Source organism: Microbacterium oleivorans (assembly GCF_013389665.1).
Taxonomy (GTDB): domain Bacteria; phylum Actinomycetota; class Actinomycetes; order Actinomycetales; family Microbacteriaceae; genus Microbacterium; species Microbacterium oleivorans_C.
In genome coordinates, this window is sequence record NZ_CP058316.1 from 61,155 (window position 1) to 84,861 (window position 23,707).

Here is a 23,707-nt window from a genome sequence, read left to right on the forward strand (position 1 = left end):
GAGCACTGTGACTTCCGGTGCCGAATTGACCCCCCGCGGCTCACGAGCCGTCGCGGGTCGTGCGCCGGCCGCCGATCCGCGCTGGTCGCGTCGTCGCCGCGTCGTCTCGGTGTTCGCCGCGGTCGCCGCGGTCGGCATGGCCGGGGGAGCGCTCGCGCCGCTGGGCACGAGCCTCGCGGTGGCGCAGGAGAAGCCGGTCGAGGTCGTGTCGCTGTGGGCGGATTCACGCGGCGACGCGCAGGCCCTCACGACGGTGACGGAGCCCGAGGCCCCGGTGTCGCTCGATCGCACCGGTTTCACCGTCTACGTGACACCCAAGCCCACCCCGACGCCGACTCCCAGCGAGACGACCAGCGGAACCTCGTCCCGCGCGACGCCGGTGCGGTACTCCGGTGGCGGCTCCTCGAGCGACTGGCTCGCGGCCGCAGGCATCCCCGAGAGCGACTGGGGATACGTCGACTACATCGTCTCGCGGGAGAGCGGCTGGAACCCCAACGCGACCAATGCGTCGTCCGGCGCCTGCGGCCTGGTGCAGGCCTACCCGTGCAGCAAGGTGCCCGGCAGCGGCTACGACCCCGTCGACAACCTCTCGTGGGCCAACGGCTACGCCGTGGGCCGGTACGGCAGCTGGGCCGAGGCGCATGCCTTCTGGACCAGCAACCACTGGTGGTGACGGGTTCACCATGCCTCGATCGAACCGGCGCCGCCCCGAGCCGCCGGACGACTCCCTCGACCGTCTGCTCAGCGGGTGGAAGCGCACCGAGACGCGGCGTGGCCACGCCTGGACGGTGCAGCCCGTCTCGGCAGCGCAGGCGCAGAAGACCTACGTCTGTCCCGGCTGCGGGCGGACGGTGGACGTGGGTGTGGCTCACGTCGTGGCGTGGCGGGCGGACGGCGTTCTCGGTGATGCGGCCGACCTGGCTGCGCGCAGACATTGGCACTCGGCATGTTGGAGGATCGGATGAGCTTCGAGATACGCGGACCCGTTCAGCTGCCCGCCCGCCGGGAGGACATCGAGCTGCGCACGCTCGACGGTCTGACCCTGGTCGGCGAGCTGGCGCTTCCGGAGTCGGGTGTGCCCGCCGCGACGCTGGTGACCCTTCACCCGCTTCCCACCGCGGGGGGCTTCATGGACTCCCACATCCTCCGCAAGGCGGCTGGACGCCTTCCAGCCCTCGCGAACCTGGCCGTCCTGCGCTTCAACACCCGCGGCACCACGTCGCCGCGGGGGACGAGCGAGGGCGCGTTCGACGGCGGCGTGGCGGAGGCGTTCGACGTCGCCGCCGCGATGGATCTCGTCCGCGAGCGCGGTCTGCCCCGCCCCTGGCTCGTGGGCTGGTCTTTCGGCACGGAGCTGGCGCTCAAGTACGGCCGCGATCACGACATCGAGGGGGTCGTGCTGCTCTCGCCGCCGCTGCACCGGGCCAGTGCGTCCGAGGTGGCCGCGTGGGCGGGGGAGGACCGTCGAGTCGTCGTGGTGGTGCCCGAGTTCGACGACTACCTGCGCCCGGACGAGGCTCGCGAACGCTTCGCGGCGATCCCGCACGCCGCGGTCATCGCCGTCGACGGTGGCAAGCACCTGTGGGTGGGTGAGACGCAGACGCGGCGGGTGCTGACCGAGATCGTCGCTGCGGTGAACCCGGACGCGCTCCCCCTGCCCGAGGAGTGGGACGCGCCCGATGCGGCGTCAGCCCTGGCCTGATCAGCGCTCGTTCTGCCGGGGGATCACGACCTGACGGTAGATGATGAGGATGCTCGCGGCGACCGGGATCGCCACGAGCGCTCCGAGGAGCTGACCGAGCGCGGCGCCGGCGAGCGCGGCGATCACGACGACGGCACCGGGGATCGACACGGCGCGGTTCATGATGCGCGGCGAGATGAAGTACGCCTCGACCTGCATGTAGACGATGTACCAGATCGCGGCCCACAGCGCCGTCTGCGGGTCGGACAGTCCCGGGATGAGGCAGGTGAGGACGATGATGGCCGAGCCCGTCAGCGTGCCCACCAGCGGGATGAGTGAGAAGAAGAAGGCCACCACGGCGAGCACCGCGGGGAAGGGGGCGTTGATGACGCTCAAGAAGATCGCGCTCAGCACGCCGTTGATGACGCCGAGCGACACCTGCCCCGCGACGTAGAAGCCCACGGACGCCGTGATCTGTTCCGCCAGATCGATGAAGCGCGGCCGACGCGAGGCGGGCACGAGCTGGTAGACCGCGGCCTTGAGGTTCGGCGTCGAGGCGGTGAAGTAGATCGTGAGGATCAGGACGATCACCGCGCCGGTGAAGCCGCTGATGATGCCGCCGCCGATGAGGATGATGGACGACGTGATCGAGCCGCCGATCTCTCCCACGTCGAGCGAGGCGTACCAGTCGGAGAGGTACTGGAAGAGCTCGTCCACGTTCAGCTGCGGGAAGGTCGCCGTCAGCCAGTCCCTGATCGCGGTGACCGGATCCCACGAGCCGCTCGTCACGAGATCCTGGATGGCCGCCACGAGCTGCGAGATCTGCGTGACGATGATCGGCACCACCATGAGGATGATGCCTGCGAACGCCGCCAGAAGCGCGGCGAATGTCACCAGCAGCGCCGCCCACCGGGGCAGACGGCGGCGTTCGAGCCAGGAGACGACCGGGTCCAGCCCGAGCGCCAGGAACAGGGCGGTGCCCACGTAGAGCAGGATCGTCGACAGCGTCTGGATGCCGCCGAGGATGAGGATGCCGACCCCGACGCCGAGAGTGGCGATGAGGGCCGTGCGGAACGGGTTCTGCAGCTTCACGAACGCCTCCGGGGGTCGAATCCTCTCACCTTACGATCGATGCACCGGTTCGCCCGGTCGCCACCCCTCTCACGACGCTTTCAGGTCGTTTTCGATAGTCTGAAACGTCGATCACGCGTTCGGTGGTCCCGTTCCGGATGTGGAGAGGTGTTTCTTCGTGCGTTTCGTCTGGGCTGTCGTCGCCTTCGTGCTGGCCACCGTGATGATCGGTGCGGGCATCGCGCAGCGAACGGTGCTTCGCGGACCCGAGACGGTGAGCGCGTCCGTGTCCGTTCCCGGCGATGCTCCGTTCACGCTCCTCGACGGAGCGGTGCTCGCATCTCATCCGGGTGCCCAGACTCTCCGCGTCGAAGGGGACGCCACGGTGTTCGTCGCCTACGGGCGCACCGCCGATGTCGAGGCCTGGCTCGCGCGCAGCGATCACAACCGTCTCGGTGTCGACGACCAGGGCGACATCACGGTCGACGAGGTCGCCGCGACCGCGACGCCGGCCCCCAACGAGGACGGCACCGTGGCGCCGATGCCCTCCCCGGTGGGATCGGACCTGTGGCTCGAGGAGTTCCAACGCGACGACGCGCTGATGACCTCGCTCCAGCTGCCCGAGGAGATGAGCCTGGTGATCGCCTCCGACGGAACGGCACCCGCACCGGCAGACGTCTCGGTCACGTGGCCGATCGAGTCCAACACGCCGTGGGCGGGCCCGCTGATCGTCGGCGGAGGCCTGCTGCTGGCGTTCGGCATCGTCATGTACGCGCTCGGGTGGCGGCACCTGCGCCGGTCTCGCGGTCCACGCCGCAAGGGCATCCCGATGAGCGCCACGCAACCGATCGACATCTCGCTCGAGGACGAGGCGAAGGGCGTGGTGTCGGCGACGCCGCCCCGCCGACGCCTGACGCGCGGTCGGCAGGCGCTTCTCGCGCTGCCGCTGGTGTCGGTGGTGGCGCTGACGGGCTGCTCCGCCGACGCATGGCCGCAGCTGGCGCCGACGGAGACCCCGTCGCCTACGGCGACCGTGGTCGCCGACCCCGACCAGGCTCCGCCCGCGGTGACCCAGCGGCAGGCCGAGCGCATCCTGACCCGCATCGCCGAGGATGTGTCGTCCGCCGACGCGAACGCGGACGCCGCGCTCGCGGCGACCCGCCTGAGCGGACCGGCGCTGGCCGAGCGTGAGACGAACTACACGCTCCGGGCCACCATCACCGACCGCGCCCCGCTTCCCCCGGTGCCGGCCGAGCCGCTGGAGATCCTGCTGCCTGAGACCTTCGCTCAATGGCCGCGCACCTTCCTCGCCGTCGTCGAGGGCAGCGACGGGGCCGCCGACACGATCATGACGGTCAGCCAGCAGGACCCGTGGTCCAATTACAAGCTCGGGTACATCGCGGAGCTCGCGACCGACACCTTCCCGGAGCTGGCACCGCAGTACCTGGGCGCTGCTCAGGTCGCGCCCGACTCGCCGTTCCTCGTCCTGCCGCCGCAGGACCTCGCCGCGGCCTACGCCGACCTGCTCACCAACGGCGATGCCAGTCCTTTCGCCCAGCTGTTCGAGGCCGACGGCGATGCGTTCCGCTCCGGGGTGACCTCCAATCGCGAGCAGATCATCAACGACTTCAACCAGACCGGCGCCGAGACGGGCTCCGTCTCGTTCACGACCCAGGCCGGCACGCAGGCGCCGATCGCGTTGCAGACCCTCGAGAGCGGGGCGATCGTCGCGGTGACCATCACCGAGGACCACACGTTCACGCCGAGCAACCCGGACGCCGTGATCAACGTGCCAGACACGAACCCCGTCGCGAGCGCCCTGACCGGGGTGACCCAGTCCTCGACCGGCTTCACGACGACCTACGCCGACCAGCTCTTCTTCTTCGTCCCGGGTGCGGGCTCGTCCGAACCCATCCAGTTCCTGGGCTACCGGTCCAATGTCCTCTCAGCGAAGGTTGTCTGAATGAGCGATCCCACCTCCAGTGCCGTGCTCCGCGGAGCCGTCGATCTGTCGTCGCTGCGCAATCGGCCGGCGGCGCCCGCGCCCGCAACCGCGGCCGCGTCCCCCCAGGCCGGCGCGGCGGTTCCCGCCTCGCGGCTCGTGTTCGACGTCACCGACCAGTCCTTCGGGGAGGTCCTCGAACTGTCGCGGACCGTCCCGGTCGTGGTCGACCTGTGGGCCGAGTGGTGCGGACCCTGCAAGCAGCTGAGCCCCGTCCTCGAGAAGGTCGTGGTCGAGCTCGCGGGTCGCGTCGTCCTGGCGAAGGTCGATGTCGATGCCAATCCGCAGCTCGCCCAGGGCTTCCGCGCGCAGTCGATCCCGATGGTGGTCGCGCTCGTCGCCGGCCAGCCGGTGCCCCTGTTCACCGGGGCGGTTCCGGAGCAGCAGGTCCGCGAGGTGTTCGCTCAGCTGCTGCAGCTCGCGGCCCAGCACGGCGTGACAGGGTCGGTGCCCGTCACCGACGAGGCGGCGCCCGAGTCCGAGGAGCCCGCCGAGGCATCGCTGCCGCCCCTGCACGCCGAGGCATTCGCCGCGATCGAGGCGGGCGATTACCCGCGTGCCATCGCGGCCTACGAGCAGGCCCTCGCCGAGAACCCGCGGGACGCCGATGCGGCCGCCGGCCTCGGGCAGGTCACCCTCCTGCAGCGGGTGCAGGGCGTCGACCTCGGCGAGGCGCGTGCCGCCGCCGCTGCGGCGCCCCGTAGCATCCCGGCACAGCTCCTCGTCGCCGATCTCGACGTCGCGGGCGGCCACGTCGATGACGCGTTCGGTCGCCTGCTCGATCTGTTCGCGGCCGTGGACGGCGACGAGCGGGCCGCCGTCCGCGCCCGTCTGCTCGAGCTCTTCGGTCTCGTCGGCGATTCCGATCCACGGGTCATCGCTGCCCGGTCGCGCCTGGCGTCTCTGCTCTTCTGAGACGACGAGGGTGCCCGGCCTCCGCGGCCGGGCACCCTCGTCGCTCGGTGCCGCCTGTCAGCGGGCGGGATTGCGGAGCCAGAGCACGCCCAGCGGCGGCAGCGTCAGCGTGGCGCGGCCGTCGACCGTCTCGACGGTGCCGAAGTTGCCCACACCGGAACCGCCGTACACCTCGGCATCGCTGTTGAGGATCTCGCGCCACGACCCGTCGTCGGGCAGCTCGAGCGTGAAGTCGTGCAGCGGCTCGCCCGAGAAGTTGCAGATGACCGCGACGGTGTTGCCGTGGTTGTCACGCCGCGCGAACGCCATCACATTGGGGTTCCAGTGCGGCGCGCCGAGCCGCGTGAAAGCGTCGCGGTCGGAGTCGCGCGACCAGAGCGCCGATTCGGCCCGGTAGGCCCGGTTCATGTCGCCCACGAAGGCGTGGAGTCCGCGATGGGCCGGCTGGTCGAGCATCCACCAGTCCAGTTCGCGGCTCTCGGACCACTCCGACATCTGGCCGAACTCCTGGCCCATGAACAGCAGCTGCTTGCCCGGGTGACCCCACATGTACGCCAGGTACGCGCGCATGTTGGCGAGCTTCTGCCAGTGATCACCCGGCATGCGGGTGAAGAGGCTGCCCTTGCCGTGGACGACCTCGTCGTGGCTGATCGGAAGCACGAAGTTCTCGCTGAAGGCGTAGACGAACGAGAACGACAGCTCGCCCTCGTGGTGGCTGCGATACATCGGGTCGCGCTTGATGTACTGGAGCGAATCGTTCATCCACCCCATGTTCCATTTGAAACCGAAGCCGAGTCCGCCGTGTTCGGTGGGCGCGGTCACCCCGGGGAAGCTGGTGGACTCCTCGGCGATCATGGCGATGCCCGGATACCGCTTGTACGACGTGGCGTTGACCTCTTGCAGGAACGAGACGGCCTCGAGGTTCTCCCGGCCTCCGTGGATGTTGGGCTCCCACTGGCCCTCGTCGCGCGAATAGTCGAGGTAGAGCATGGAGGCGACGGCGTCCACACGCAGGCCGTCGACATGGAACTCCTCGAACCAGTAGAGCGCGTTGGCCACCAGGAAGTTCCGGACCTCGCTGCGCCCGTAATCGAAGATCAGGGTTCCCCAGTCCCGGTGCTCACCGCGACGGGGGTCGGGGTGCTCGTAGAGCGGACGACCGTCGAACTGAGCCAGGGCGAAGGCGTCCTTGGGGAAGTGTCCCGGCACCCAGTCCATGATCACGCCGATGTCCGCCCGGTGCAGCCGGTCGATCAGGTAGCGCAGGTCGTCGGGGGAGCCGAACCGGCTCGTCGGAGCGTAGTAGCCCGAGACCTGATAGCCCCAGGAGCCGCCGAAGGGGTGCTCGGCCAGGGGGAGGAACTCGACGTGCGTGAAGCCCTGCGACTCGACGTACTCGATGAGCTGATCGGCCGCCTCGCGGTAGCCGAGACCGGCGCGCCAGGAGGCGAGGTGCACCTCGTATACCGACATGGGCTGCGAGACCGGCGTCGCCGTGGAGCGGCGTTCGAGCCAGGCCGCATCCTCCCAGTCGTAGGCGCTGTCGGTGACGACCGAGCCCGTGGCCGGGGGCACCTCGGCGCGCCGAGCCATCGGGTCGGCCTTGTCGATCCACACGCTGTCCGGCGTGAGGATCTGGAACTTGTAGACCGCTCCTTCACCCAGGGCCGGGACGAACAGCTCCCAGACTCCCGAGTCGCCCATCGACCGCATCGCGTGCCCCTGGCCGTCCCAGCCGTTGAAGTCGCCGATCACGCGCACCGCGCGGGCGTTGGGGGCCCAGACCGCGAACGAGACGCCGGGCACGCCGTTGTGGATGCGCACGTGCGCACCCAGCGCCCGCCAGAGCTCCTCGTGGCGACCCTCGCGGATCAGATGGAGGTCGAGGGCGCCGATGGTCGGCAGGTGCCGGTAGGGGTCGTCCGACACCCAGGCGGGGGCGTCGTCGTAGGTCGCGACGATGCGGTGGGCCTGGGGCTGATCGTTCAGGGCGGCCTCCCAGATCCCGCCGCGCAGGTGGCGGAAGGACGCTTCGGGCTCGCTCGCGAACACCGCCGTCACCGACCGCGCGAGGGGCCGTCGTACCCGGATGACCCACCCGGCGTCGACCTCGTGCACCCCCAGCACGTCGTGCGGCGCGTGGTAGGAACCGGTGGCTACCGAGTCGAGGACGTGGTCTGCGGGGGCGTTCATCGTCGTTCCTTCACATGGAGGACGTGCACCGGCTCGACGAAGGCGTCGAGGCGCACGTAGTTGTGGTCGTTCCAGGTCCAGACGGCACCGGTCAGCAGATCCTCGACCTCGAAGTCGTCGCCGGGGCGGACGCCCCAGACACTCGTGTCGAGGTGGACGGTGGTCTCGCGCGCCGAGTGCGCATCCACGTTGACCACCACGATGACGGTGTCGGCCACGCCGTCGGCGGAGAGGGATGCGGGCAGATGCTTCGAGAAGACGACGATCGCGTCGTCGTCCGACCAGTGGAACGAGAGATTCCGCAGCTGGCGCAGGGCGGGGTGCGCGCGGCGGATCTCGTTCAGCCGTGCGAGGTACGGCGCCAGAGACTCGCCGCGCTCTTCGGCACCGGCCCAGTCGCGCAGCTTGTACTCGTACTTCTCGTTGTCGAGGTTCTCCTCGGAACCAGGACGGGCGACGTTCTCGACCAGCTCGTACCCGGCGTAGACGCCGTACGAAGCTCCCGCGGTGGCGGCGAGGGCCGCTCGGATCTTGTACGCCGGTCGTCCGCCGTACTGGAGGTATTCGGTGAGGATGTCCGGCGTGTTCACGAACAGGTTGGGCCGCATGAAGTCCGCCGTGTCCTGCGAGACCCACGTGAGGAACTCCTCGATCTCGTCCTTGGTGTTGCGCCAGGTGAAGTACGAGTAGCTCTGCTGGAACCCCGCCATGGCCAGCGCCTGCATCGGCGCCGGACGGGTGAAGGCCTCGGCCAGGAACACCACGCCCGGCGTCTCGTCGGCGATCGTCGCGATCAGCCACTCCCAGAACTGGAGCGGCTTGGTGTGGGGATTGTCGACCCGGAAGATGCGCACACCCTGCGCGATCCAGTGCCGCACGATCCGCAGCACCTCGGCACGGATGCCCGCGGGGTCGTTGTCGAAGTTGACCGGGTAGATGTCCTGGTACTTCTTCGGCGGGTTCTCCGCGTAGGCGATCGAGCCGTCGGGGAGCGTGGTGAACCACTCCGGATGCGCGGTGACCCAGGGATGGTCGGGCGAGGCCTGCAGTGCGAGGTCGAGTGCGACCTCGAGGCCGCGCTCGGATGCTGCCGCGACGAATCCGCGGAAGTCCTCGAGCGTTCCGAGGTCGGGGTGGATCGCGTCGTGGCCGCCCGCTTCGGAGCCGATCGCCCACGGCGAGCCCGGGTCGGCCGGTCCGGCGGTCAGGGTGTTGTTCGGTCCCTTCCGATGGGCGCGGCCGATCGGATGGATGGGAGGGAGGTAGAGGACGTCGAAGCCCATCGCCGCGACGCCGTCGAGTCGGTCGCGCGCGGTCACGAACGTGCCGCTGCGCACGGTCCCGTCCGCCGACCGCTCGGCTCCCTCCGAGCGGGGGAAGAACTCGTACCAAGCGCCCACCCCGGCGCGCTCGCGTTCGACCAGCAGTTCGCGTTCCGCGCCGACGGTGACGAGCGACTGCAGCGGCCGGTCGGCGAACACGGCGGCGAGTTCGGCGTCGTTCACCAGCGCGAGCGCATCGGCGTCGTCGATGCTCGCATCGCGCAGGGTCGTCGCCGCCTTCTCGAGCCTCTTGCGCTCGGCCGCCGGACGAGACTTCTCCGTCGCGGCTCGGGAGAGCAGCAGCGCGCCGGCCTCACGCATGAGTTCGACGTCCACCCCGGCGGCGATCTTGATCGCTGCCGCGTGCTGCCAGGTGCCGAAATCGTCGCCGAACGCCTCGAACCGGAAACGCCAGACGCCTTCGGCGACGGGGGCCACGACGACCGCCCAGCGATCGAACCCGTCTCCCAGTGGCGTCAGTCGGTGTAGCGACTCGGCGCCCGAAGGAGCGACCAGCCGCAGATGCACGCCGATCGAGTCATGACCTTCGCGGAACGCCGTCACCCGGAACGGGACGGCCTCCCCGGCGAAGGCCGACGGCCGATACGCGTCTCCCGGGACGGCCGGGGCCGGATGCTGGAGCGGGATGCGTCCGGCGACGGTGTCTCCCGTCGCCGGCGCAGGGATGACCGGACGGACCGGGATCTCGGCGGTGCTGCGGAACGGGGCGGGTGCGGTCGTACGCGTCGGTGATGCCACGGGTCGAACCTATCGCGGCAGAACCGTTCGAAAAACGGGCTTGCGCCTCACCGCGCTCTGAGCAAATGAAGCGTGGGTCCGCGCAGGTCCAGCACGCCGCCTGGCCGGTGTGCGCGCGCGTCGGTGCGCGGTCGCTCGTCCTCGCTCGACCACAGCGACACGTAGGCATCGACGTCGGCGACGGCCGGCAGGACGACCTCGGCGTCGCTCTCGCGCCCGTGGATGACCAGCAGCACGCGGTTGTCCGCTTCGCGGTGGGGCGTCGACGTCGCCAGGTACTGGAGGGTGCGCTGCTCGGCGTTCGACCACTTCGCCGGTGTCATCGGCTCGCCATCCGCGTCGAACCAATGCATCACGGACGCCTCCGGAACCGCATCGTCCGGAGCGGCGTAGCGCACCGGACGCAGCGCAGGATTCTCCGCGCGCAGCCGGACGAGCCGCCGGACATGCTCGAGCACGTCGACCTGCCAGTCCGCCAGCTGCCAGTCGACCCACGTCAGCGGTCCGTCGTGGCAGTAGGCGTTGTTGTTGCCCGACTGCGTCCGGGCCAGCTCATCACCCGCGGTGATCATGGGCACGCCCGCCGACAGCAGCAGCGTGCCGGCGAGGTTGCGGATCGCCCGCCGGCGCGCAGCGAGCACGTGTACGACATCGGTCTCGCCCTCGGCGCCGTGGTTGAACGACCGGTTCGTATCGGCCCCGTCCCGGCCGTGCTCGCCGTTGGCGTCGTTGTGCTTGACCTCGTAGGAGACCAGATCCCGGAGTGTGAAACCGTCGTGCGCGGTGATGAAGTTCACCCCGGCGAGCGGTCCCCGGTCCGCGCCGAACAGCGGCGCCGATCCGGCGAGGTGCGTCGCCAGGCCGCCGACGCCGGCGGGGGAGGTGCCCGCGCGTCGCAGGTAGTCGATGTCGCTGAGCCAGAAGTTGCGCACGCCGTCGCGATAGCGGTCGTTCCACTCCTGCCAGCCGGGTCCGAATCCGCCGGTCTGCCAGCCGCCGAGGCCCACATCCCAGGGCTCGGCGATCATCTTGTCGTCCGCGAGGACGGGGTCGGAGGTGATCGCGCGCAGCAGCGGATGCTCGGCGGTGAACGAGTGGCCGCGATCCCGACCCAGGGTGACCGCGAGATCGAAACGGAAGCCGTCGATCTGCACCTCGCGGCTCCAGTAGCGCAATGAGTCCAGCACGAGACGGGCCACCGCATCCGTCGACGTGTCGACCGAGTTGCCGCATCCGGTGACGTCGACATAGGCGCCGTCGGGCTGCTGCCGGTAGTACGAGCGGTTGTCGATGCCGCGCAAGCTCGATCTCGGTCCGCCGAGCTCGAGCTCGGCGGTGTGGTTGTAGACCACGTCGAGGATGACCTCGAGCCCGGCCGCATGCAGGTTGCGGACGGTGGTCTTCAGCTCGCGCAGGACGGCGTCGGGCCCGCCTCGTCGCGCATCCTCGGTGGCGTACGCGGCGTGCGGTGCGAAGAAGCCGAGGGTGTTGTATCCCCAGTAGTTGGTCAGACCGAGCGCCAGCAGCCGGGGTTCGCTCTCGAAGGCGTGGATCGGCAGCAGTTCGACGCTCGTGACGCCGAGCGAGACCAGGTGCTCGATCATCGCGGGATGCCCGAGACCCGCGTACGTGCCGTGCAGGGCCGTCGGGATGTCGGGGTGGCGCTTGGTCAGCCCCTTCACGTGAGCCTCGTAGATGACGGTCCGATCGCGCGGCACGCGCGGTTTCACCACCCCCTGCCAGTCGAACGAATCGTCGACGACGACGGACCGGTGGTCGCCCGGACCCCCCGTCACGATGCCGCGTCCGTATGGGTCGAGCAGGAGCGTCTGCGGGTTGAAGACGTTCCCCGCGCCGTGCGGCCCATCCGCGCGCAGCGCATACCGGGCGCCGGGTCGGAGGCCGGCCGACGTGGTCTCCCAGACGCCCGCGCCCACGGGCCGGAGCGCGCGCTCGTCGACGGCCCAGTCGAGATCGTCGTCGTCGAAGATCACGAGATCGATGGAGCCGGCGTGCTGCGACCAGACCCGGATCGTCCCGCCCTCCTCGTGCAGGGTGACGCCGAGGCGGTCCCAGGCAGGGTCGTGCAGTCCGGCGTCGCTCTGGAGATCGGGCATGCGATCTACAGTAATGAGCGACGCGGAGCGCACCGGGAGGTCAGGGATGGTCGTCTACCTCGATCACGCTGCGACGACGCCGCTGCGCTCCGAGGCGCGCGATGCCTGGCTCGCCGCCCACGAGACCATCGGGAACGCCTCGTCGGTGCACGGGGCGGGGCAGGCCGCCCGGCGGCTCCTCGAGGATGCCCGGGACGGCATCGCCGCCGCGCTCGGCTGTGACCCGATCGAGGTCGTCCTCACCTCCGGCGGCACCGAGTCGATCAACCTCGCGATCAAGGGCCTGTGGCTCGAGAGCGACGGGACCGCGCCCGTGGTGCTCCCCGATGGCGAGCACCACGCCTCGCTCGACGCGGTCGCGTGGCTCGCGGCGCGCTGGCAGACCGAGGTTCGCTCGGTGCCGCTGGACCCGATGGGACGGATCCGCCACGACGCGTTCGCCGCGGCGCTCCCGGGAGCGGCCCTCGCGACCGCGCTCGTGGCGAACAACGAGGTCGGCACCGTCAACGATCCGGCCCGGCTCGCTGCCGCATCGATGGATGCCGGCGTGCCGCTGCACCTCGACGCGGTGGCGGCCCTGGGCTCGGTCCCCCTCGACTTCTCGGGCTGGCGCGGCGCGGGATCGGCGAACTCCGGCCTGGTGGCGATGTCGGTGTCGGGCCACAAGGTCGGCGCGCCGGTCGGAACGGGTGCTCTGGTGGTCTCGCGTCATGCGCGTCTCAGCCCGCTCGCGCACGGCGGCGGCCAGCAGCGGGGACTGCGGGCGGGAACGCCCGACGTCGCCGGGGCCGCAGCGTTCTCGGCCGCTCTGGCGGCCGCCCTGGACCAGCGCGAGAGCGAGTCCCGACGCCTGGCGACGCTCCGCGATCGCTTGATCGCGGGCATCCGATCGCTCGTCCCGAGCGCCGTGATCCTCGGTGACGAGAGCGATCGGCTCCCGGGCAATGTGCACGTGCTGTTCCCCGAGACCATCGGCGAGACGCTGCTGTTCCTCTTCGACAGCGTCGGGATCGCGGTCTCGACCGGATCCGCCTGTCAGGCGGGCATCGCCGAGCCGTCCCACGTCGTGCTCGCGCTCGGGCGCAGCGCGGCGGACGCCCGAGCGGTGCTGCGCCTCACCCTCGGCCGCACCAGCACGAGCGAGGACGTCGAGGCGTTCCTCGCGGCGCTGCCCGGAGCGCACGAGAGAGCGATCGCCGCACGAGCCCGTCGCTCTCCGCTTCCGTAGACTGGAGCGATGCGAGTACTGGCTGCGATGAGCGGCGGCGTCGACTCCGCGGTGGCGGCCGCGCGGGCCGTCGACGCCGGACACGATGTCGTCGGGGTGCATCTCGCCCTCTCCCGAGCGGGAGGCACGCTGCGCGCCGGGAGCCGCGGGTGCTGCACGATCGAGGACGCGATGGATGCCCGTCGCGCCGCGGATCGCCTGGGGATCCCCTTCTACGTGTGGGATTTCTCAGAGCGCTTCCGCGACGACGTGATCGAGGACTTCGTCTCGGAGTACCGCGCCGGCCGCACGCCGAATCCGTGTATGCGGTGCAACGAGAAGATCAAGTTCGCAGCGCTGCTCGAGCGGGCCGTCGAGCTCGGTTTCGACGCCGTCTGCACCGGCCACTACGCGCTTCTGGTCGACTCCGGCGAGGGGCGCGAGCTGCATCGCGCGTCGGATGCCGCCAAGGACCAGTCCTACGTCCTGGGCGTGCTCACCGCCGAACAGCTCGCCCACACGTACTTCCCGCTCGGTCCGACGCCCTCGAAGGCGATCGTGCGCGCCGAGGCCGCGGAGCGCGGGTTGACCGTCGCGCAGAAGCCCGACAGCCACGACATCTGCTTCATCCCCGACGGCGACACCCGCGGATGGCTCGCGGAGCGGGTCGGGGCCGAGACGGGGGAGATCGTCGACCGCGACGGTGCGGTCGTCGGACGCCACGAGGGGGCGCACGCCTTCACGGTGGGCCAGCGCCGTGGACTGCAGCTCGGTGTTCCCGCGCCCGATGGCAAGCCCCGCTTCGTGCTCGAGGTGCGGCCGGTCGACAACCGGGTGGTGGTCGGCCCCAAGGAGGCGCTGGCGACCGCCGAGATCTCGGGGCAGCGCTTCTCGTGGGCCGGGCGCGCCCCCGGTGCGCGCTCGTTCGAGTGCGAGGTTCAGATCCGTGCCCACGCCGACCCGGTGCGCGCCCGCGCCGATGTGACCGACGCCGGCGTCGTCGTCGTTCCCGAGGTGCCCTTCGACGGCGTCGCGCCCGGTCAGACCGCGGTCATCTACGACGGCACCCGGGTGCTGGGGCAGTTCACGATCGACCGGACCGTCTCGGCCGTGCCCGTCGGCGTCTGAGCACCTCGGACGCTGCAGCGCGCAACGCGTCGTCGAGATCGGTATGCGAGAAGACGTATCCGCCTGCCACCAGGCGCTCGGGCAGTACCCATCGGCTCTTCAGGACGAGTTCGGGTTCGGTGCGCAGCAACCACATCGCCGGTTCGAGCATCCAGCGCCATGACGGGATCCCCACGGGCATCCGTACGATGCGCCGAAGCGCGCGCATGAGCGACCGGTTGTCGCTGGGCTCGGGACTGGCCACGTTGACCACGCCGTCGATCTCATCGTGGTCGCGGATGAAGCGGATCGCGCCGACGACGTCGTCGATGTGAACCCAGCTGAACCGCTGACGGCCTCGTGTGCGGTGCCACAGCGGTCGGTCGGCCGTGGGATGCGGCCCGATGCCCCGGTAGCGGCGGTGGCGGGGGATCGGTCCGTCGTGCTGCGGACCGCCGAGGCCGGCGCGGGCCACATTCAGCAGCATCCGGATGGCCGGACCGTCTCCGATCACGATCGCCATGCGCAAGGCGACGCGACGGGTCTCGGGGAGGCGTTCAGCGAAGAACGCCTCCTCCCAGGCGCGGGCGACGTCGACGGAGAAGCCGCTGCCGAGTTCGCCGGCCGCCTCCGTGTTCGGACGGTCGGTGGCGTGGCGGTAGATCGTGGCCGTGGACGCGTTCAGCCACAGCGAAGGTGGCCGAGATGCGTGTGCGACGGCGTCGGCGAGTTCGCGGGTCGTGTCCACCCGCGAGCGGAGGATCTCGTGGCGATTGCGATCGTCGTAGCGGCAGTTGACGGACTTGCCCGCGAGGTTGACGATCAGTTCCGCGCCGTCGACCACGGCTTCGATCCCCGCGCGGTCGCCCCACACCACGTCTGCGCTCCGGCCGATGCGCGTGATGCGGTAGCCCTCCGCGGCGAATGCGCGCGCGAGCGCGGTTCCGACGAAGCCGGACGCGCCGGCGATCACAACGCGGGGCCGACTGTCGCTCATAGTGCGATGATAGTACGGTACTGAACATGTTCAGTATTGCGGACGACTCAGACGGTTCGGCTGGCACGACGGGGGAGTCGGTCTATCAACGCGCGCTCGGAGTCGATTTCGCACGCCTGCCGGCACCGTTGCAGGAGTATTTCGGGCCGATCCCCGCGGGCGCGGTCGGCGTCGGGAAGGGGCGTTACACGAGCGCCGGCTACCGAGGGCCGCGCTGGCTGCGCCCGGCGCTGCGACTTTCGGCGGCTCGCGACGTCCTCTTCCCGGAGGTGTCCGAGGACGTGCCCTTCACGGTCGAGAACCGGATGCCGCGCGCCGATGTCCTGTGCGCTGAGCGGACGTTCGCGCTTCCGGGGGTCACGAGACGGATGGTCGATGCGATGACGACATCCGGTCCCGGCATGGTGGTCGACCGGCTGGGGCGGCGAGGCGGACTCGAGGTGCGGCTGCGGCTGAGCGTCGGGCCGGAGGGCCTGCGGCTGACCTCGAGCGCCCTCGCCGCGCGTGTGGCGGGTACGCGCATTCCGTTGCCGCCGTTTGCGCGGGTGATCGTCGACGAGCGCACCGGTCCGGACGCTGCGAACGGCCAGGGCAGCCAGCACGTCGACGTGCGCGTGCGGGTGGTCCTTCTGGGCGAGGTGTTCCGATACACCGGCTCGTTCGTCTACCGCATCCTGGCGCCCGCGCAGCAGCCCCCGGTCGCGCGTCGGAAGCCGTCTCTAGACTGACCTGGTGTCACACGGAGAACTCCCCGAGATCACGCTCGACGACGCTCGCGACGAGGCTCGCGAACTGATCGACCGCATCACCACGGCCCGCGACGCCTACTACGGGCGCGAGGCGGAGGTCGTCGACGACGCGACCTACGACGCGTGGATGCGCCGGCTCGACGAACTCGAGCGCGTGCATCCCGAGCTGCAGTCGCAGGACTCGCCGACGCAGACCGTCGGCGCCGCAGAGTCGACGCTGTTCGCGCCGATCACCCACGCCGAGCGCATGCTCAGCCTCGACAACGTCTTCTCGGCCGCCGAGCTGACCGAATGGTGCGCCAAGGCCGAGGCATCGGCCGGGCGCGCGGTGCGGTGGCTCTCCGAGCTCAAGATCGACGGGCTCGCGATCAGTCTTCGCTACGAGAGCGGGGCCCTCACCTCCGCTGCGACCCGCGGTGACGGCCGTGTGGGCGAGGACGTCACGGTCAACGCTCTTCGCGTCGCGGGGATCCCGCAGCGTCTGCTCGGCGACGGGCACCCGCCGATCGTCGAGGTGCGCGGCGAGATCTTCATCCCCGTCGCCGAGTTCGGCGCTCTCAATGCGCTGCAGGCGGAGATGCGGGATCGGATCGTCGAGGAGGCGCGCGAGCGGGCGCGGGGATTCGACGAGGACCGAGCCCGTGTGAGCGCCGAGCGGCGGTTCCCCGCCTTCGCCAATCCTCGCAACGCAGCGAGCGGGGGCCTGCGCCAACAGCTCGACAAGAAGACCGGTCTCGAGCTCGAGGCTGCGCAGGCGCGCGTCCGGTCGCTCCGCCTCTATGTGCACGGCATCGGCGCCTGGCAGGACCCGCCCGTCTCATCGCAGAGCGAGGTGTACGAGCTCCTGGGCGAGTGGGGTCTGCCCGTCAGCCCGCATTCGCGAACCCACGAATCCATCGACGGCGTGCTGGGGTACGTCGAGCACTTCGGTGAGAACCGTCACAGCGTCGAGCACGAGATCGACGGCGTGGTGGTGAAGATCGACGAGCTCGCGCTGCACGACGAGCTCGGGGCGACGAGCCGGGCGCCGAGGTGGGCGATCGCGTACAAGTACCCGCCCGAGCAGGTGAACACCAAGCTGCTCGACATCGTGGTGTCCGTGGGGCGCACGGGGCGCGCGACGCCCTTCGCCGTGATGGCGCCGGCCCGCGTCGCCGGGAGCGTCGTGCGGCAGGCCACCCTGCACAATCAGGACGTGGTGCGCGCCAAAGGCGTGCTGATCGGAGACACCGTGGTCCTCCGAAAGGCGGGCGATGTCATCCCGGAGGTGCTCGGGCCGGTGGTCGAACTGCGCGACGGCACCGAACGGGCGTTCGTCATGCCGACACGCTGTCCCGAATGCGGGTCGCCACTGCGTCCGGCCAAGGACGGCGACATCGATCTGCGCTGCCCGAACGCCCGCTCGTGTCCGGCCCAGGTGCGTGGCCGCGTCGAGCACGTCGGTTCGCGCGGTGCGCTCGACATCGAGGCGCTCGGCGAGGTGACCGCGGCCGCGCTGACGCAGCCGCTCGGCGATGACGCGCCCCCGCTCGTCACCGAGGCGGCGCTTTTCGAGCTCACCCTCGACCAGCTCGTGCCGATCGAGGTGATCGTGCGCGATGCCGAGACGGGCGAGCCGCGTATCGACGACAAGACCGGCGAACCGGTGCGCCGAGCGCCGTTCCGGCGCAACCCCTCAGCGGCCGAGAAGAAGGACGGTCGCACCGGACCGCAGCCGTCGGCCCAGGCCCTGAAGCTGCTCGAGGAGCTCGAGAAGGCGAAGACGAAGGATCTCTGGCGCTTCCTCGTCGCGCTCAGCATCCGCCACGTCGGACCGGTCGCCGCTCGCGCGCTGGCGCAGTGGTTCGGCTCCCTGGCCGCGATACGCGCGGCATCCCGCGACGAGTTGGCCGCTGTCGACGGGGTGGGCGGCATCATCGCCGACTCGCTCATCGACTGGTTCGAGGTCGACTGGCATCGTGAGATCGTCGACCGCTGGCAGGCGGCGGGTGCACGCCTCGAGGTCCCCGGCCACCCGGGTCCCGGCGCGGCCGTCGCCGAGGGCGGGGTGCTCGAGGGAGTGACGGTCGTGGCCACCGGCAGTCTCGAGGGGTACACCCGGGAGGGCGCCCAAGAGGCCATCCTCGCCGCCGGCGGCAAAGCCGGATCCTCAGTGTCGAAGAAGACCGATTTCGTCGCCGCCGGACCGGGAGCCGGGTCGAAGCTCGCAAAAGCGGAGCAGCTGGGCGTGCGCATCATCGACGCCGCACAGTTCCGCATCCTCGTCGAGCAGGGACCCGCCGCGCTCGAGGGCTGACGCGCGAGCGCCGCGCGACGATGTCGGAGCCCGCCTCCCGTGATCGTCACGGAGGGGAGATCCTGTTCTCGCCCGACGGCTACGACGACCGCCCGCCGCTCACCTCCCTGCCGGCGCTGCAGCCGGCCGTCGGGCCGGCGGGGCGGTCAGTGAGTGAGCAGGCGATCGCGCACCTGACGGCGCAACACCTTGCCGATCATCGACTTGGGAAGCTCGTCGACCGTCACGATGCGGCGGGGCACCTTGTAGGGAGTCAGGATGCCGCGGCAGAACTCGCGCACGTCGGCTTCATCGATCGTCGCTCCCGGGACGGCCACGATCGCCGCTACGACGTCTTCGCCGGAATGCTCGCTGGGCAGGCCCACGACGGCGGCATCGGCGACCTGCGGGTGCTGGCGCAGCGCGATCTCGACCTCGGTCGGAGCGACGTTGAAGCCGCCGGTGATGATGAGTTCCTTGATCCGGTCGACGATACGGACGAAACCGCCGTCGTCGATCGTGACGATGTCTCCGGTGCGGAACCAGCCGTCGACGAACACCTTCTCGGTCTCCTCCGGCTTGCCGTAGTAGCCGCTGAAGACCTGCGGGCCGCGAACGATGAGTTCTCCGCGGCCGCCCGGCTCGACGTCGACGGTCGGGTCGTCGGGATCGACCACCCGGCACTCGGTTCCCGGCAGCGGCAGTCCGACCGTCCCGGGCACGCGATTCTCGGCGACCGGATTCGCCATCAGCACGGGCGAGCACTCGGAGAGTCCGTAACCCTCCACGAGGTAGCCGCCGGTCTGCGCCTCGAACGGGACCACGAGATCGTGGGGCAGCGCCATCGCGCCGGAGATCGCGACCTCGGTTCCCGCGAGCGAGACCCCCGCGGCATCCGCGGCGGCGAGCAGTCGCTCCGCGATGGGCGGCACGAGGGGGAGGAAGGTCGCCGGGTGACGCTTGTGCGCGGCCAGCACCAGGTCCGGGTCGAACTTCGGGAACAGCACGAGACGCGCGCCCATCGACATTGCGAAGGTCAGGCAGAGCGTGAGCCCGTATGCGTGGAACATCGGCAGCACCGCGTAGACCACGCAGCCCTCGCCGCGTGAGACGGTCGGCACCCACGCCCGCGCCTGGGCCGCGTTCGCGAGGAGGTTGCGGTGCGTCAGGGCCGCGCCCTTGGGCGTGCCGGTGGTGCCGCTGGTGTACTGGATCAACGCCAGGTCGCCGGTGGTGGGGCCGACGTGCGTCGGCGGGAGCGGCGCGTGCCGCTCGGCATCCGACCAGAACCCGTGCACACGCGAGCGTGGCACCGACGCGGTGAGCGCCTCCCTCGATGCCCGGGCCTTGGCGATGGGCAATCGCAGCGCGGCTCGCGTGTGCAGCGGCATCGCCGTCGTGATGTCGACGGCGATCACGGCGCGCAGTGCGAGGTCGTCCGGGAACTCGAGCAGGACCGAGACGAGCTTGCTCCACACGATGGCGACCTTCGCGCCGTGATCCTCGAACTGCTTGCGCATCTCGCGCGGCGTGTACAGCGGGTTGTGCTCGATGACCACCGCGCCCAGGCGCAGCACGGCATAGAACGCGACGATGTGCTGGGGACAGTTCGGCAGCACGATCGCCACACGATCGCCACGGCGCACGCCTGCGTCGCGGAGATAGGCGGCAGCGCGGTCGATGCGGTCCTGCAGCTGGCGATAGGACATCGTGCGGCCGAAGAACTCCAGTGCCGGAGCGTCCGGATGCTCGCGGGCGGAGGTCGCGACGATGTCGACCAGCGAGCCGTCGATCGGGGGAAGGTCCTCCGGAACTCCCTCGGCGTAGCTGGCGATCCAGGGACGTGGCGGGTCGTAGGTCGTCACGGTGACACCCTACGGGTCTCGGGCTCCGCCCACCCCCAACTAGGATCGACGGGTGTCTGAAATCACCCCCGATCTCGTGCGCCATCTCGGCGTGCTCGCCCGGATCCAGCTGAGCGACGACGAGGTCGAGCGCCTCACCGGTCAGCTCGACGCGATCGTCGACAACATCGCCAAGGTGTCGGAGGTGGCAACCCCCGACGTCCCGGCGACGAGTCACCCCATCGCCCTGGAGAACGTCTTCCGTGAGGACGTTCCCGGCCAGATGCTGACGGTCGAGCAGGTGCTGCTGAATGCACCCGAGCGCAGCGACGACCGGTTCCGCGTCACCGCGATCCTGGGGGAGGAGCAGTGAGCGATCTGATCCGGCTCACCGCGGCCGAGCTGTCGGCCCGGCTCGCCGACGGCAGTGTCAGCAGCGTCGAGGCCACCCGCGCGCACCTCGACCGCATCGCCGCCGTCGACGGCGACGTCCACGCCTTCCTGCACGTCTCGGACCACGCTCTCGACGTCGCCGCCTCCATCGATGCCCGCCGTGCGGCGGGCGACGAGCTGGGCGAGCTGGCGGGAGTGCCGCTGGCGATCAAGGACGTCCTCGTCACCACCGACATGCCCTCCACGAGCGGATCGAAGATCCTCGAGGGCTTCATGTCGCCCTACGACGCCACCGTCGTCGCGCGCGCTCGCGCTGCCGGTCTGGTGCCGCTGGGCAAGACCAACATGGACGAGTTCGCGATGGGCTCGTCCACCGAGCACTCCGCATACGGTCCCACCCGCAACCCCTGGGACCTCGACCGCATCCCGGGCGGGTCCGGGGGTGGATCGGCCGCGGCCGTCGCGGCGTTCGAGGCGCCCATCGCGCTCGGCTCCGACACGGGTGGATCGATCCGTCAGCCGGCGCACGTCACCGGCACGGTGGGCGTGAAGCCGACCTACGGTGGCGTGAGCCGCTACGGTTCGATCGCCCTGGCCTCGAGCCTCGACCAGGTCGGCCCCGTCTCACGCACCGTGCTCGACTCGGCCCTCCTGCACGATGTGATCGGCGGACACGACGCGCACGACTCCACCTCGCTGGACGAGCGCTGGCCGTCGTTCGCTGCCGCTGCCCGCGACGGAGCGCGCGGTGACGTTCTGCGCGGGCTGAAGGTCGGCGTCATCCGCGAGCTCGACGACGCCGGGTTCCAGCCGGGTGTGAGCACATCGTTCCGGGCGTCGCTGGCGGCGATGGAGGCGCAGGGCGCCGAGCTCGTCGAGATCAGCGCCCCCCATTTCGAGTACGGCGTGGCCGCCTACTACCTGATCCTCCCCGCCGAGGCCTCCAGCAACCTCGCGAAGTTCGACTCGGTGCGCTTCGGCATGCGCCTCGACGTGCCCGGCGGCACGGTCGAGGATGTGATGTCCGCGACGCGCGATGCGGGCTTCGGCGACGAGGTCAAGCGCCGCATCATCCTGGGCACCTACGCGCTGTCGGCCGGCTACTACGACGCCTACTACGGCAGCGCTCAGAAGGTGCGGACTCTGATCCAGCGCGACTTCGACGACGCGTTCGCCCGCGTCGACGTCATCGCGACCCCCTCGGCCCCGACGACGGCGTTCCGGCTCGGTGAACAGCTGGACGACCCGCTGCAGATGTACCTCAACGACGTCACGACGATCCCGGTGAACCTCGCCGGCGTCCCGGGCATCTCGATCCCCTCGGGTCTGGCGGAGGACGACGGTCTTCCCGTCGGCATCCAGTTCATCGCCCCGGCCCGGCAGGACGCTCAGCTGTACCGCGTCGGCGCCGCGCTCGAGGCGTTGCTCGTCGACAGCTGGGGCGGTCCGCTGCTGGACCGCGCACCGATCCTGGGAGGGGCACGCTGATGGCTGCCAAGGTCGCACTGATGGACTTCGACGAGGCGCTGGAGCTGTTCGAGCCCGTGCTCGGATTCGAGGTGCACGTCGAGCTGAACACCCGCACGAAGATGTTCTCCCCGGCGGCGAACCCGGCGCACCGCGACAACCACGACGCCGCACCGAACACGCTCGTCGCGCCCGTCGACATGGGTCTTCCGGGGGCGCTGCCGGTCGTCAACGCGACGGCGATCCGCTCGTCGATCAGCCTGGGGCTCGCATTGGGCTGCTCGATCGCGCCGTCCAGCCGGTTCGCGCGGAAAAACTACTTCTACCCCGATCTCGGCAAGAACTACCAGATCTCGCAGTACGACGAACCGATCGCCTTCGAGGGCTCGGTCGACGTCGAGCTCGCCGACGGGACGATCGTCACGGTTCCGATCGAGCGCGCCCATATGGAGGAGGACGCGGGCAAGCTGACCCACATGGGCGGTTCGACCGGCCGCATCCAGGGCGCGGAGTTCTCGCTCGTGGACTACAACCGTGCCGGGGTTCCCCTCGTCGAGATCGTCACCAAGCCCATCTTCGGTGCCGAGCACCGCGCGCCCGAGATCGCCAAGGCGTACGTCCGGACCATCCGCGACATCGTCATCGGCCTGGGTATCTCCGAGGCACGCCTCGAGCGGGGCAACCTCCGCTGCGACGCCAACGTGTCGCTGCGGCCCCGCGGGCAGGAGAAGCTCGGCACCCGCACCGAGACCAAGAACGTCAACTCGATGCGTTCGGTCGAGCGGGCCGTGCGCTATGAGATCCAGCGCCAGGCGGCCATCCTCGCCGGCGGCGGCACGATCACCCAGGAGACGCGTCACTGGCACGAGGACACCGGCACGACCTCCCCGGGGCGCCCGAAGTCCGATGCCGACGACTACCGGTATTTCCCCGAGCCCGACCTGCTCCCCGTCGCGCCCTCGCTCGAACTGATCGAGGAGCTGCGCGCCGCGCTGCCCGAGCCGCCCGCCGCGCGCCGACGGCGGCTCCAGGGCGAGTGGGGCTTCACCGACCTGGAGTTCCAGGACGTGGTCAACGGTGGGCTGCTGGCCGAGGTCGACGCCACCGTGGCGGCCGGCGCCTCGCCCGCCTCGGCTCGCAAGTGGTGGACGGGCGAGATCACCCGTATCGCCAACGCCCGGGGCGACGAGCCGCAGTCGCTGGTCGCTCCCGTCGACGTGGCGGCGCTGCAGCGGCTCGTGGACGCCGGCACCCTGACCGACAAGCTCGCCCGTCAGGTGCTCGAGGGGGTCGTGGCCGGGGAGGGGACCCCCCAGGAGGTCGTGGACGCCCGGGGCCTCGCCGTCGTCTCGGACGACGGCGCGCTCATCGCGGCAATCGACGACGCTCTCGCGTCGCAGCCGGACGTCCTCGCGAAGATCCGCGACGGCAAGGTGCAGGCTGCGGGAGCCGTCATCGGCGCCGTGATGAAGGCCATGAAGGGGCAGGCGGATGCCGCGCGCGTGCGCGAGCTGATCCTCGAGCGCGCCAACCAGTAACGAGCCGGGTCTCCCACGCGGGACCGCGGGACGGCGCGCTGGCCGTCCCGCGGTCCCTCGCCCGGGCCGG

General features: G+C 70.4%; 18 protein-coding genes. 12 read left to right on the forward strand and 6 right to left on the reverse strand.

What is annotated here, in order from left to right:
- Positions 1 to 7: 7 nt before the first annotated feature.
- Genes HW566_RS00350 through HW566_RS00360 form a run of 3 tightly spaced genes read left to right on the forward strand, consistent with a single transcriptional unit; the run spans position 8 to position 1,702 of the window.
- Positions 8 to 673, forward strand: a complete 666-nt coding sequence (locus HW566_RS00350; protein ID WP_256728790.1) for a transglycosylase SLT domain-containing protein — start codon at positions 8 to 10, stop codon at positions 671 to 673.
- A 10-nt stretch (positions 674 to 683) separates the two neighbouring features.
- Entirely contained in the window at positions 684 to 965 is a 282-nt protein-coding gene (locus HW566_RS00355; RefSeq protein ID WP_178009416.1) for a hypothetical protein, read from the forward strand.
- Positions 962 to 1,702 (forward strand): alpha/beta hydrolase, encoded by a 741-nt coding sequence (locus HW566_RS00360; protein ID WP_178009418.1) that lies wholly within the window; start codon positions 962 to 964, stop codon positions 1,700 to 1,702. The genes HW566_RS00355 and HW566_RS00360 overlap by 4 nt, the downstream gene beginning before the upstream one ends.
- On the opposite strand, the gene HW566_RS00365 is transcribed toward HW566_RS00360, so the two are convergent.
- Complete coding sequence (locus HW566_RS00365) at positions 1,703 to 2,773, reverse strand: AI-2E family transporter (protein WP_178009420.1); 1,071 nt, start codon at positions 2,771 to 2,773, stop codon at positions 1,703 to 1,705.
- A gap of 157 nt (positions 2,774 to 2,930) precedes the next feature.
- Here HW566_RS00365 and HW566_RS00370 point away from each other — a divergent pair, with 157 nt between their 5' ends.
- A complete protein-coding gene (locus HW566_RS00370) occupies positions 2,931 to 4,715 on the forward strand; it encodes a glycosyl transferase (RefSeq protein ID WP_178009421.1) in 1,785 nt (594 codons plus the stop codon).
- Positions 4,716 to 5,669 (forward strand): tetratricopeptide repeat protein, encoded by a 954-nt coding sequence (locus HW566_RS00375; RefSeq protein ID WP_178009423.1) that lies wholly within the window; start codon positions 4,716 to 4,718, stop codon positions 5,667 to 5,669. It begins immediately after the preceding gene.
- 57 nt (positions 5,670 to 5,726) lie between these two features.
- Here HW566_RS00375 and glgB read toward each other — a convergent pair whose 3' ends face one another.
- Genes glgB through glgX form a run of 3 tightly spaced genes read right to left on the reverse strand, consistent with a single transcriptional unit; the run spans position 5,727 to position 12,060 of the window.
- Positions 5,727 to 7,862 (reverse strand): 1,4-alpha-glucan branching protein GlgB, encoded by a 2,136-nt coding sequence (gene glgB, locus HW566_RS00380; protein WP_178009425.1) that lies wholly within the window; start codon positions 7,860 to 7,862, stop codon positions 5,727 to 5,729.
- On the reverse strand, positions 7,859 to 9,943 hold the full coding sequence (locus HW566_RS00385; protein WP_178009427.1) for an alpha-1,4-glucan--maltose-1-phosphate maltosyltransferase: 2,085 nt from the start codon (positions 9,941 to 9,943) through the stop codon (positions 7,859 to 7,861). The genes glgB and HW566_RS00385 overlap by 4 nt, the downstream gene beginning before the upstream one ends.
- 47 nt (positions 9,944 to 9,990) lie before the next feature.
- Entirely contained in the window at positions 9,991 to 12,060 is a 2,070-nt protein-coding gene (gene glgX, locus HW566_RS00390) for a glycogen debranching protein GlgX (RefSeq protein ID WP_178009429.1), read from the reverse strand.
- Between the two features lie 46 nt (positions 12,061 to 12,106).
- Here glgX and HW566_RS00395 point away from each other — a divergent pair, with 46 nt between their 5' ends.
- Both HW566_RS00395 and mnmA read left to right on the forward strand, forming a co-directional pair.
- Positions 12,107 to 13,288 carry a cysteine desulfurase family protein gene (locus tag HW566_RS00395; RefSeq protein WP_178014536.1) on the forward strand — a complete coding sequence of 394 codons (1,182 nt, stop codon included), beginning with the start codon at positions 12,107 to 12,109 and terminating at the stop codon, positions 13,286 to 13,288.
- A 9-nt stretch (positions 13,289 to 13,297) separates the two neighbouring features.
- A complete protein-coding gene (gene mnmA / locus HW566_RS00400; protein WP_178009431.1) occupies positions 13,298 to 14,395 on the forward strand; it encodes a tRNA 2-thiouridine(34) synthase MnmA in 1,098 nt (365 codons plus the stop codon).
- On the opposite strand, the gene HW566_RS00405 is transcribed toward mnmA, so the two are convergent.
- On the reverse strand, positions 14,352 to 15,371 hold the full coding sequence (locus HW566_RS00405) for an epimerase (protein ID WP_178009433.1): 1,020 nt from the start codon (positions 15,369 to 15,371) through the stop codon (positions 14,352 to 14,354). The two genes, mnmA and HW566_RS00405, sit on opposite strands and share 44 nt — an antisense overlap.
- 26 nt (positions 15,372 to 15,397) lie before the next feature.
- On the opposite strand from HW566_RS00405, the gene HW566_RS00410 reads away from it, so the two are divergent.
- Together HW566_RS00410 and ligA are read left to right on the forward strand one after the other, a co-directional pair.
- Positions 15,398 to 16,099: a DUF4166 domain-containing protein gene (locus tag HW566_RS00410; protein WP_178009436.1), complete on the forward strand. Its 702-nt coding sequence runs from the start codon at positions 15,398 to 15,400 to the stop codon at positions 16,097 to 16,099.
- Positions 16,100 to 16,103: 4 nt separating this feature from the next.
- The gene (ligA, locus tag HW566_RS00415) at positions 16,104 to 18,416 is read left to right on the forward strand and encodes an NAD-dependent DNA ligase LigA (RefSeq protein ID WP_178009438.1); all 2,313 of its coding nucleotides are present in this window, start codon (positions 16,104 to 16,106) and stop codon (positions 18,414 to 18,416) included.
- Positions 18,417 to 18,562: 146 nt separating this feature from the next.
- On the opposite strand, the gene HW566_RS00420 is transcribed toward ligA, so the two are convergent.
- Positions 18,563 to 20,260 (reverse strand): long-chain-fatty-acid--CoA ligase, encoded by a 1,698-nt coding sequence (locus tag HW566_RS00420; RefSeq protein ID WP_178009439.1) that lies wholly within the window; start codon positions 20,258 to 20,260, stop codon positions 18,563 to 18,565.
- Positions 20,261 to 20,312: 52 nt separating this feature from the next.
- On the opposite strand from HW566_RS00420, the gene gatC reads away from it, so the two are divergent.
- Genes gatC through gatB form a run of 3 tightly spaced genes read left to right on the forward strand, consistent with a single transcriptional unit; the run spans position 20,313 to position 23,637 of the window.
- Positions 20,313 to 20,612, forward strand: coding sequence for an Asp-tRNA(Asn)/Glu-tRNA(Gln) amidotransferase subunit GatC (gene gatC, locus HW566_RS00425; protein ID WP_178009441.1), 300 nt, complete (start codon positions 20,313 to 20,315; stop codon positions 20,610 to 20,612).
- Positions 20,609 to 22,120: an Asp-tRNA(Asn)/Glu-tRNA(Gln) amidotransferase subunit GatA gene (gene gatA / locus HW566_RS00430; RefSeq protein ID WP_178009443.1), complete on the forward strand. Its 1,512-nt coding sequence runs from the start codon at positions 20,609 to 20,611 to the stop codon at positions 22,118 to 22,120. The genes gatC and gatA overlap by 4 nt, the downstream gene beginning before the upstream one ends.
- Positions 22,120 to 23,637 carry an Asp-tRNA(Asn)/Glu-tRNA(Gln) amidotransferase subunit GatB gene (gene gatB, locus HW566_RS00435; RefSeq protein WP_178009445.1) on the forward strand — a complete coding sequence of 506 codons (1,518 nt, stop codon included), beginning with the start codon at positions 22,120 to 22,122 and terminating at the stop codon, positions 23,635 to 23,637. The genes gatA and gatB overlap by 1 nt, the downstream gene beginning before the upstream one ends.
- The last annotated feature ends 70 nt before the right edge of the window (positions 23,638 to 23,707 follow it).